Below are 11748 nucleotides of genomic sequence, written 5' to 3' on the forward strand. Positions count from 1 at the left end.
ATAACCCCTTTGCTTGATCCATAACACCACTGTAAAGGGAGCGCTTACAAAAACCAATAGGTTTGACGTATTTAGAAATCAAGTTGTAACATTAGATTATATTTTCACAGGAAGAAAATATTTTCATGTTGGAGGGCACATCGCATGATACTGGACAAGCTGGTAAATGAATACTTCGAAGATTTAAATAAGAATGACCTGCACATTATTAAAACAATCCATGATCACCTTGAAGAAATGAAGACAATGAAAATTCAGGACCTTGCCCGTTATGCTCATACTTCCATCTCATCCATCCATCGGCTTGCTAAGAAAATAGGGTTCGACGGCTACAGTGACTTAAAGTCTTATGTGAAATTAAATGCTTCCACTGAAGAGACAACACAGGATTTAATGCAGCTGCTTGATCAAGACATCCGGCAGACAAGGAAGTATATGGAGCAGCTGGACTTTCATCAATTAAATCAACTGATTGATCGTGCACCGTATATTTATATTTATGGGACAGGAACTGCACAGCTTGATTTGGCAAATGATGTACAGCGGCAGCTATGGTCACTGCATAAGAAATCTCAAGTATTACGAAGCAAGCGGGACTTAACAGATGGAATCATTGAATTTGGTGAGGATGACCTTTTATTTATCATTTCTTTATCGGGTGAATCGAAGAATTTAGATGAAATCATTCAATTGGTGAAAACGAGACATATCAAATTTATCAGCATGACCACATTAAGGAATAACCTCCTTGCACAAAATGCCATGTTTAATATCTATGTAAGCAGCACCCCGTTTCACTTATATAACAAAGTGGACAACTCCAGCTTTCTGCCATTTTACATTGTGGCAGATATTATCGTCAGAAAATTTAGTGAGTGGAAAGTGAACCAATTGAATAATAAGACTTAAACATAACAGATACAGTTTTAGAGAGAGATTCAATGTTGCTTCGCAAAAAAAAAGAGAGACTCTTTTGTCTCTCTCAAAAAATACTATATAACAACGGTTTTAATGAAATATATCTACTCGCGGCTGCCTTTTCCTTTTCATGTTATTCAGCAGTATAATGCCCAGCAATCAGTTCATCAAACGAATCCGCTAATTTAAAATCCGTCTCATCTTCTAAATCAAAGTAGTGAATCGGCGGATGCTCCTTTGTTTCTCTATAATCCAATGCAATCCACGTATGACCATCCCCACAAATGAGCACAAGTCCCTCAGGCAATTCCCATTCTTCTATTAAATAATCACTATCCATAATGCCTTCGTCTTTGGCAATTCCTCTTAAATGATCAAATGATACATGATCCTCTGCCCATCCATTCGGCTGGTCCGTTGGAAAAGCGTTATGCAATGTATACCCGCCATTTTGTTCGAGGATCAGTTGCTTATATGTATCAGGCAGGATGACGCCTAGCTTCTTTTCCGCTTTTGCAATGCCTTTCTCATTGATTTTCTTAAATGTTTCTTCGCTTTCTCTATCTTTATCCCAAAATGGTTTCAAATAAAATACCTCCAATTGTTATTTCTATCTCATTTTACCATTTAAGTGAACTAGTTTAATAGTCCTATTCAATAAAAAAAGAGAAGGGTTCCCCCTCCTCTTGTTGGTCATGATTGTTCTTGATTTCTCGCTTCAAACTCATCCAGCATGGCACGCACTTCATCTGTTGATGATGTGTTCATTAATTGATTTCTCAAGAAACTCGCTCCTCTGAATCCTTTTACATAAATCTTAAAGAAACGGTGCAGTGCCTTGAATGGACGCAAACCTAGTGATGAGTATTGATCATGGAGATCAAGATGTAATCTTAAAAGACCGAGCAGTTCATCACTTGTATGCTCCTTCGGCTCTTTTTCAAAAGCAAATGGGTTATGGAAAATCCCGCGCCCAATCATCACGCCGTCCACTCCATACTGTTCAGCAAGTTTTAAGCCTGTTTGACGATCTGGAATATCACCATTGATTGTTAAAAGCGTATCAGGTGCTACTTCATCACGAAGTTTTTTAATCTCAGGAATGAGCTCCCAATGAGCATCCACCTGGCTCATTTCCTTTCTTGTGCGAAGGTGAATCGATAAATTCACAATATCTTGCTCCAAAATGTGTCTAAGCCACCCGCGCCATTCATCGACTTCAGTAAAACCTAGTCTTGTTTTGACGCTGACAGGTAATCCCCCAGCTTTTGCTGCTTGAATCAGCTCTGCGGCAACGTCTGGACGAAGAATCAAGCCGCTTCCCTTCCCGTTTTGCGTGACATTTGGAACAGGACAGCCCATATTAATATCAAGCCCCTGAAATCCCATTTCCGCCATTCCAATGCTCATTTGTCTAAAGTTCTCAGGCTTGTCTCCCCAAATATGAGCAACAATCGGCTGCTCATCCTCTGTAAACGTTAAACGCCCCTTCACACTTTGAATGCCATCAGGATGGCAATAGCTCTCACTGTTCGTAAACTCTGTAAAAAACACATCCGGTCTCGCCGCCTCACTCACGACATGACGAAACACAACATCTGTCACTTCTTCCATTGGTGCTAATATAAAAAATGGCCGCGGTAAATCACGCCAGAAATTTTTACTCATCTTTCATCCAATTCCTCTCATGACATAGCGCCTTAAAGGGCATGTCCTTCTATAAAGTCTTTCAGCAATTTTTATCATTATATACTTTTGTAAGGATTCAACGCAAAAGGAGTATAAAATGAACAAAATACTATCAGCACTTTATAAAATATCAAAAATTTGAGGAGACGTAAACGCCGTTCAAAAGCTACTTCTGGGAAACGTGTCACGCGACGGCCAGCAGGAACAGCATCCGGCAAACTAATGAAATGATATTCAAATAAAAAAGCCCTATGCAGGGGCTTTTTAAATTGTAATTGCCTTTTCTGTTACATGATAAGTGTTAGAAGTAATGATTTTATCAAGTGACCAACCGGCAGCGAATAACACAGAAAAAATTGTTAAACTGATAAATAACTTTTTCATCATAACGCCTCCGCCATTTTTAGTATTTGTTGTTGTGCTTTAATGGTCTTTTTTAGATATTCTCTATTCAATTCAAAATTCCCTTTTTGATAATGATAATCTGCGAGTTTTTCTGATAACTCCGCTACATCTTGCCACAAACTTTTGCTTTCTAAATAACTGAGGCTTTCATTTACCTCCGATTCATTATATTCTTCAAAAAGCGCATAAATGATTTTTAATTTAGCTATATATTCTTGATCGTCTGCAAAATTAGCTCTATTTAAGCCAATGGTGAAATATTGGTTTCCTCTATCTTTTTTATCTTGTTCGTAGAATACCCAGGACAACATATAAAGTGTTCTAATTCCCGAGATCGTTTCGACATGTTCTTTTATTTGAATTGAATTTAGAAATTCATTTTCTGCGGTTTCAATTTCTCCGGCTCTTTTTTTCACTAAACCTAAATTATGATGTATTACACCAATAATCCGTTGGGCTGTTTCCTCATTAAGCTCTTGAGCCAAGCTCAAGGCTTCCCTATAATAAGATTCCGCCTCATCTAAGCGGTATAAGTCGTACATATTCGCTCCAAATTTGATATTACAACCGACTACTTTTGCTTTGTAAAACTCGCTTGTTGAATACATTTCTTTTGCTTTTTCCAAATGGTTTAACGATACGAAATGTTGATCAATGCGATAATATGCATCAGCTAGTTTGTAATGAAATTCGGCTCTTTCTATATCATCGGGAACATTCTTTAAATGTTCTTCAGCAGCCTTGTAAAAATTTATAGCAGCAACATAATTTTTTTGGTGGAATTCGTGCATACCTCTAAAGAAGTTTGAATAGTAGTCAAGCGTTCCTTTGACGTGGGGCTGTTTGTTCTCTATTTCTCTGAGTAAATCGGGTAAAGTGGGGCGTTGTTGATTCATTTCAATAGGCACAAGACTTTCAAGCATGAGTCGATGCCTAAACTCCATTAATTGATAATATAGCAGTAAATCTTGATCCTCTTCCATGTTCTCTATTTCTCTTTCAACCTGTTCTTTTAAAATCTCTGCATCCGGCACGCTAAATGTCCTTATAAATCTATACCAATCATTTATCAATATACCAACTTGAGAAGAAAGAATTTTCTCCACTCCTACCATCCCCTTTCTTGCTATTCCCTATAATGACATATATTATCATTTTCGAAATATTTCCACACCGAAAAGAAACCGCAATTTTTCCATAAAATAAAATACAATTATATAGAGACACAAATGTATAACGTTGTGAAAATACATTATTAAAATACTATTTATCCTTAATTTGGTTGTTGTTACAATTTTTACGTAACTCAAGAAAGGAGTGATTATCTTATATAAAAGTCCTATAAGAATTTAAGACATATGCCACTGTTTTTTCTCAAGATGTATTTTATAATTGAGGCTTGAACAACAAGATTTTTTTAGCACTATAAACAGCCTCTTCATTAAATTTTCGGAGGCGAAATTACTATGACTTTTAGAAAGAAGTTTGTTCCTGTACTATTAAGCGCAACTTTATTAACTTCCGGTCTTGGTGCGACTACTGCGTTTGCAGCGGAGCCAACTAAATCAATAGCACCAGTACATACGAAGGTATATAAAACATCTTTACAACAAGCCGCAACAAATAACAGCACTAGCCCTATTCAGTCAAATGCTTTAACAACTCAAACAGCCACAAACGGGGAAGTTTCTACTCAAGGTGCTGTTTCATGGTCATATAAAGCATTCCGAGGTGCTTTACGTTCTGGTGGATGGTTACTATCAAAAGCATTGAAACCCTTTAATCCAAAGGCTGCTGCTTGGATCAGAAAGAAATCTGCTAAAATCGCAAAGGTAATGGATAAAGGGGAAAAGTGGACAGAAAAACAGTTTGTAACAGCTTTTATTAAAATGGGTGCACCTAAAGATGTTGCTAAAACTTTGGCAAAATTCATCATTACTCTTATTTAAATAAACAATAAGTGCTATTAGTTTTCTAATAGCGCTTTTTTATGGAGGGTATATATTGTCTTTTTCTTATGTGATTTCATTGACTTTTTTAATACTTCTTTTAGTTTCTATCATATTTTATACTTTTTTAAGGAAAAAAAATGTTGTAGATGAACCCCCAGGTGCTATTGCTGCCGTTCTTCTTATTTTACTAATATGTTTTTCCCTTGGTTTCGTTATTGCTATTCCGACTTTCATGCTTTACCTAGTATCATTGGGAGTAAATTTCCTTTTCGGCGAATACATAACTTATGATTCATTTTTCTCTTTGGTGACTTTTTCTTTGTTAGTTAGCATCATCGTAATTTTTTGGTCATTTATAGTTTTATTTATAGGGAAAGGAATCATTTTTTTGTTGAAGGTCCCAAAATGGATAACTTATATTTTAGAATTTTTTGCTTCGTGGGCTCTTATTTACTTCACGATTAAATATGTACTAAATTTAAAGATAATTGAAGTTTCTATATGGGGGAATGGTGTATTAATTTTATCTTTCTTTGTTAGCTTTTTATACATTGGTCTTGATATCATATCCACTGCGCTGGATCAAAAAAATCAATATATAGAAGAATAACCCCCTATCTAGACAAGGGGGTTATTTATATATAGAATTTTAAATTTATCCAGTTAACATAAAGATGCGAATATAGATTACACGAGATATCTGATAGTTACTTAAAAGGTCTAAAGGTGTAAAATGATGCTCATAATAGTTATGCAACAACGTCTTACCTTTCCATTAGTTTTTGACTCAAGGACCTAATTTGACCAAATTGATTTTCGAACATCAAATCCCATATATTAAGACATTCATTTGCAATAGCTTTTATCTCAGGAATAGTTGAGTTAGAGGTTTCGTCATATAATCCAATGATTAATTTAGAAATTTCATCTTCTATCCCCCAAATCTCTTCAAACTTACCAACTTCGTTTCCAAGTAAGTGGTGACTCATTGAAAATATAATATCTTTGTAATCAACTATTGATTTTGATTTTTCTTCAAGATAACGAACAAATGCATGTACTATTCTACGGTTTAAACTAGAATTCATTATTTCAATCATAAAATCCTTATCTCTCTTTAAATCAATAAGATCATCATAAAATAATCTTGAAATCGGAATCTCCAAATCTAATTTACTTGCCTTAAATTTAAGCATTATATTTTTTGCGGATGAATTAAATTCATCTTTATTGAAATAATTAGTTGTCATATGGAGAATTGCTTTTGCTTGTACTTCACTCATTTTATCCACATTATTCATTACTTGTGTAAATTCTTTTTTTAGAATAAACATCTCTGAAAGACAATGTCCACCCATTTCAACTAATTTTTCATCTTCAGATTTGTAGCATTTTTTAATAACTTCTAATACTCGTTCGCGATACTTCGGATATAGTAAAAAGAGCATTTTTTTCGTACCAAAGAAGCCCGCTAGCCTATAATCTTGTTCATATTGAAGTAAAATTAATTCTGATGCCCAATCCCTTTCAATGTTATATGAAGGCCATAATGCGAGTAAACTAGCAAATTTAACTGCCGGATTTTCATCCAATGCCAGCTTTTCAATTGTATCTTTAAACTGTTTAAACAAAGTTCTTTCATTCCATAATAACTCAGCTATAGCTTGAGCTGAGTTACCTCTTACACAGTTTAATGCATTACTTTGTAGCTTACTAAAGCTACGCATTTCTTTATCCTCATTATTAGTTATATTCGATTCTCTTAATTCTGGATTTTTGTGGTTGATCGCAATATCCTTTAGAATGTCTAAAATCCCTTGAGACCATTTTACGTTTTTCCTGTCTCTAATGATTGAGCAAATGTCATTCGCCCGATATGAGGTATAATCATATGGATAGGTCAAAATCATTTTTTCCAATAACTCTACCGGCACATTACTCAATGCCTTACTAGATGCAACGCCACTAAATAAGGAATCTACGTATGATTCCAGAACTTTCTCTTTATTTAAAAGAACTAGATTTATCATTCTTTCAGGTTCCTCGGAAACAGCTTTACTAAAACTACTTGCAAATTCTTCAATAGAAGAACTAATAAAACCTTCTGGAACCTCTATCCATCTGGAAGAATCTTTTTGAATAAGTTTTTTATTAGTTAAAATCTCTATCCACTTTTTGTTATTTAATTTTTTCCCCGCCACGGGTGAGCTTATCCATCCGCTGTGCCCATCCGAATATTTATATAAAGTTGACCCTTTAGGGAATTTACGTCTTAAAATACGTAGCAAATCCTTTGCTTGAATACTTAAACGATTATAGGGAAGAATTTCTAGAATTTCTTTTTGGAAATCACCCCAAAAACTCCAATAAACTGTATAACCATTTTTTTCTTTATTATAATCAATTCTTCTTCGATATACATCTTTAGCTTGTGGAGATAGATAACTTAGAATTCGGTTTTCCAATACACTAAAAATAGCTTCACTGCAGTATCTCGCATGCTTTTTTAATATTTGTTTGGCAAAAAATAATTTATCACCATTGCCACTTGTATTATCGAATATGTTACTGTTGAAATCACTGCATAAATAATTAATTACAACATCGCTATAACTTTCTGACACTCTGAATAATCCATCCAATATAATTTCATTAAATAAATCATTACCTTTTCCCATGAATTCTTTATAGCGATCAAAGAATTTTTTTGGTTGTTGAGAAATTATTGCTGCATTCGCTTTTTTTATAATTTGGATAGCAGCCCTTTCTAGCCCTCTTTTATGAATATAATATCCAGACCACTCACTATAAATAAAGCTTGTGTCTTCTTCTATTGGAACGAATGGTAATAATAAATTAAGAACCTCTTCTCCATTATTTTTTAAAATTTTAGAGTCATCATACAGTATTTCATCTTCGTAAGTATAAATTTGTTCCCCCTTGCTTTTAATTTTATTTTCCAACAAAAAAGACACTAGCCGTATTGTTCTTATTTCATCATTTTTGAGCATCGCCTTAAAATCGAGATAGTCATCAGCCATTGACGGATAACGTTGATAAAATTTCAGTCTTAATTCAAATAACTCATCCGTATCATCATTTATATCGTGAAAAAAACATTTAGAAAATTTATTATCGTCTTCCTGAGAATTAAATGCATATTTTTCAATGAACATAATATCATCAGCCTCAAAATTCGGGCTTATACTTACGAACAAATTGATAACCAAATCTTTCTTAGATGGGGTGTTAAACCATTTCTCTAAAACACCATTTTGCCTAAGCAACTTAATATAATTGGTCTTAGAAAATATAACGTTATTAATAATATGATTACTGTATATTTCATTTTCGCAGTTATTCACAATAAAATTTTGTATATTTTCATCTATATTATCTATCTGGTTTAACACCTCGAAGAAAACAAATTTGACAAAATACCTGATTTGTTTTGCTTCAAACATTTTTTGTCCAACAGTAATAAAATCATGGCTATCTATTTCAAATAAATTTTGCATAAACATTTGCACTTGATATCTTTTACCAGGTGTTTGTTTATCTTTAGCCCCAATAATATCTACGATATCTTCACCATCATAATATCTATGAAGCATCTTATCTGCTAAAAAACAGTCTAATATAGACTGATGAGCGAATGAAACTTTTCTATCTTGAATTATTAAGAAAGCATTTGAAGATAAGAATTCTAAGGTTGATTTATTTTCGTTTAATATACTTAAAGGAATAAATATTCTACTAGACTTTTCTAAAAAAGTTACCATCTTATCTTTAATCTGATTTAGATTGTCTTCTCTCAATCCAAACTCAAAACATTTTTCTGAGAGCTGTCCCCACCATTCTGATATCAAATGGCTTGCGGTAGAACATTCTGCATATACTTTGCCAGGGTCTAGCTGTTTCCAAATATATAAATTGCTTGGAATTCTTAGTATCTCTTTCAGTTTACTTGTTAGTTGCTCATAACGCTTTCCAACAATACCCTCAACTAATTCCTCGTCCAACTCATTAACCTGAACCCTATCCCATTGAATAACGTCCTCTTTTGAATCATTTTTTTTAAATAATGCTCTAATATTATTATCGTTTTCCAAATCATGAGTTCGACACACAAAAACAACAGATATCTTGTTTTTTCTATCATTATTCAATGTCTCTACTTGATTAATAATCTGAGAGCATACTAATAAAGCATCTCTAGAATGAGCCAGAGTCCAGCGTAGGGCATCCAACTGATCCAAAATAATTACTGCATTTTCATTTTTAGAAACACTGTGAATACAATGAGTGATTGATGCAGGTAATCCTAAATCTTCTCCCCACTTCTCGGCAGTCATACTGGGAACTCGTTTATCTAATTTAATTGCCAAATATGGTATCTCATTTTCTTCACAATAATTGATAACATCTTCTGTACATCCACTTTTCCCTCTTCCAGCCTTTCCATGTATTATTAAAGATTTCTCTGAATCTAATGCTTCTCTACATAAAGAAAATTCTTTTCTCTTTATAAGACTATTGTCCAACGGAATAAAAGTTGATTTATATTCGCGATTCAACTCCTCTAGCCTAGGCTTGATTTGTTCATTAGACGAAAGGTCTTTATTCCTTCCTAACAAATAATCGGCCCTTAGCTCCTCAATTGTTCTGATAATTTCCCCTTCTGATTTACCAATTGACTCATCTACCATTGATACAATTGCCTTGTCTTTAATATCTAATAGCGATTCTCGAAAATTTACTAGTATTTCAAATAACTCAGAGAAGTACTCTTCAAAATCACTCGGTTTCTTAATAGGTGTATGCTTAAATTCATCTTTTTTAATATTGACAAATTCGACCGCTTCTTGTGCTAGTTTCTTAAATATATCTTGGTAATCTTCCTTTGTAGTGTTATATGCATAAAATACTCTTTGTATTATTGTCTCAACAGTCTTGCTCTGTTGAAGAAACTCTATAAAATAGTTACTATCAACCTCAGTATTATCAAACTTACGATTAAATTCATTAACTGTATCTTCTATGTCTTTAATTAATCTCTTTTCACCTCGATTTGTTAAACCTTTTGACAAAAGATAACCCGCAAAATTTGGTGCTATCAAAGTTCCTGCTATATATGCTAAAATGCTCACTATTACTCCCCCCTAATCGACGACATGATTTTTCTTATATTCCAATAACAAACCTTCTCATCATCCTTTTAATTACCAATTTTACATTTTATTCATATTTCTATTATATCAAAAAGTTAAAATAAATTTTCTGTGAATTGTCTGATTAAGTACCAGCAGTTACCGACAAAGAGTTTGAGGGCTCTTCAACTAAAACTTTGTTAATCCCCCTACTATAAAAAAAGAAGACAACACCCATACGGGTTAGTTGCCTTCTTTTAAAATAAGTTGCGCCACACATTCCACATGTGAGGTATGTGGAAACATATCCACAGGCTGCACTTCCTCTGTCACATACCCACCATCTTCAAGAATACGCAAATCACGGGCAAGCGTCCCGGGATTACAGGACACGTAAACAACTCGGTTTGGTTTCATCTTTAAAATGGTGTCAAGCAGTGCTTCGTCACAGCCTTTTCTTGGCGGATCGACGACGAGGGTGTCTGCTTTGATGCCTTCTTTGTACCAGTTTGGGATGACGGATTCTGCTTCGCCGACTGCAAATTCAACATTATTGATTCCGTTTAAGGCAGCGTTGCGTTTTGCGTCTTCAATTGCTTCTGGCACAATTTCTACGCCATATACTCTGCCTGCTTTTTGTGCGAGAAATAAGGAAATCGTACCGATTCCGCAGTAGGCATCGATAACGGTTTCTTCTCCTTGCAGCTCTGCATATTCAAGCGCTTTGTCATAAAGCACCTTTGTTTGGGTTGGATTCACTTGATAAAATGATCGGGCTGAAATGGCAAATTTGATGTCGCCAATCGTGTCATAAATGTATTCTTCGCCCCATAAAACGGTTGTTTCGTCTCCGAAAATGACATTTGTTTTCTTTGAATTCACGTTTTGTACAATTGACCGAACGTGTGGGAAGCGTGCTATAATCTGCTCAATCACCTGCTGCTTTTGCGGAAAGTCAGCCGTTCTAGTCACAAACACAACCATCATTTCACCTGTTGCAATACCGTAGCGAACCATCACATGACGCAGCCAGCCTTTGTGCCGCTCTTCGTTATATGCTTTGATGCCAAACGCATTGCATATGTCTTTTACTGCCTGTACCACTTCGTCGTTTTCTGACTGCTGAATCAAACATTTTTCCATATCAATGATTTCATGGGTACGCTGCTGATAAAACCCTGCAACAAGTCCGCCTTCTCGTTCGCCAACTGGAACTTGTGCTTTATTTCGGTAATTCCAAGGGTCTTCCATGCCGAGTACAGGATGAACTTTTACACGGCTCATATCAAGCTTGCCGATCCGCTCTAAAACGTCCTTTACTTGTTTCTGTTTAAATAGCAGCTGGCCTTCATAGCTCATATGCTGAATTTGACAGCCGCCGCACTGCTTGTAAATGGGACATGGCGCATCTTGCCTGTGCTGACTTTCCTTTGTCAGCTCCATGAGTCGTCCAAAAGCAAATCCTTTTTTGACTCGTGTGACTTTGATTTTCCCTTGTTCGTCAGGAAGGGCATTCGGTACAAAGACAGGGAATCCTTCAATTTTTGCTACACCTGCACCTTCATGCGTCAAGTCTTCGAAGGTTACATTGTAGTATTCATTCTTTTCAACAGGCGGTTTCATTTTCACCAATT

General features: G+C 35.0%; 7 protein-coding genes and 1 pseudogene. 3 read left to right on the top strand and 5 right to left on the bottom strand.

All coding sequences use genetic code 11. From position 1 onward, the window contains the following. Positions 1-144: 144 nt before the first annotated feature. Complete coding sequence (locus tag AWT60_RS10830) at positions 145-909, top strand: MurR/RpiR family transcriptional regulator (RefSeq protein WP_202739329.1); 765 nt, start codon at positions 145-147, stop codon at positions 907-909. A gap of 145 nt (positions 910-1054) precedes the next feature. Here the strand turns inward: AWT60_RS10830 and AWT60_RS10835 are convergent. The 3 genes and pseudogenes from AWT60_RS10835 to AWT60_RS10845 form a co-directional block, all read right to left on the bottom strand. Beyond that, positions 1055-1504: pseudogene (locus AWT60_RS10835) on the bottom strand (SMI1/KNR4 family protein); the annotation flags it as partial. Between the two features lie 107 nt (positions 1505-1611). Next, positions 1612-2586: a tRNA dihydrouridine synthase gene (locus AWT60_RS10840; RefSeq protein WP_041108655.1), complete on the bottom strand. Its 975-nt coding sequence runs from the start codon at positions 2584-2586 to the stop codon at positions 1612-1614. A 404-nt stretch (positions 2587-2990) separates the two neighbouring features. Beyond that, positions 2991-4127, bottom strand: coding sequence for a Rap family tetratricopeptide repeat protein (locus AWT60_RS10845; RefSeq protein WP_256928470.1), 1137 nt, complete (start codon positions 4125-4127; stop codon positions 2991-2993). A gap of 351 nt (positions 4128-4478) precedes the next feature. On the opposite strand from AWT60_RS10845, the gene AWT60_RS10850 reads away from it, so the two are divergent. Then, complete coding sequence (locus AWT60_RS10850) at positions 4479-4961, top strand: hypothetical protein (RefSeq protein WP_070326800.1); 483 nt, start codon at positions 4479-4481, stop codon at positions 4959-4961. Positions 4962-5016: 55 nt separating this feature from the next. Then, positions 5017-5574, top strand: a complete 558-nt coding sequence (locus AWT60_RS10855; protein ID WP_218677243.1) for a hypothetical protein — start codon at positions 5017-5019, stop codon at positions 5572-5574. A gap of 154 nt (positions 5575-5728) precedes the next feature. On the opposite strand, the gene AWT60_RS10860 is transcribed toward AWT60_RS10855, so the two are convergent. Together AWT60_RS10860 and rlmD are read right to left on the bottom strand one after the other, a co-directional pair. After that, positions 5729-10114 (bottom strand): NACHT domain-containing protein, encoded by a 4386-nt coding sequence (locus AWT60_RS10860; RefSeq protein WP_218677244.1) that lies wholly within the window; start codon positions 10112-10114, stop codon positions 5729-5731. A 243-nt stretch (positions 10115-10357) separates the two neighbouring features. After that, positions 10358-11743 carry a 23S rRNA (uracil(1939)-C(5))-methyltransferase RlmD gene (gene rlmD, locus AWT60_RS10865; RefSeq protein ID WP_218677245.1) on the bottom strand — a complete coding sequence of 462 codons (1386 nt, stop codon included), beginning with the start codon at positions 11741-11743 and terminating at the stop codon, positions 10358-10360. Positions 11744-11748: the final 5 nt, after the last annotated feature.

Origin of the sequence: Bacillus sp. F2HM, assembly GCF_019266135.1 — a bacterium.
Taxonomy (GTDB): Bacteria; Bacillota; Bacilli; order Bacillales; family Bacillaceae; genus Bacillus; species Bacillus safensis.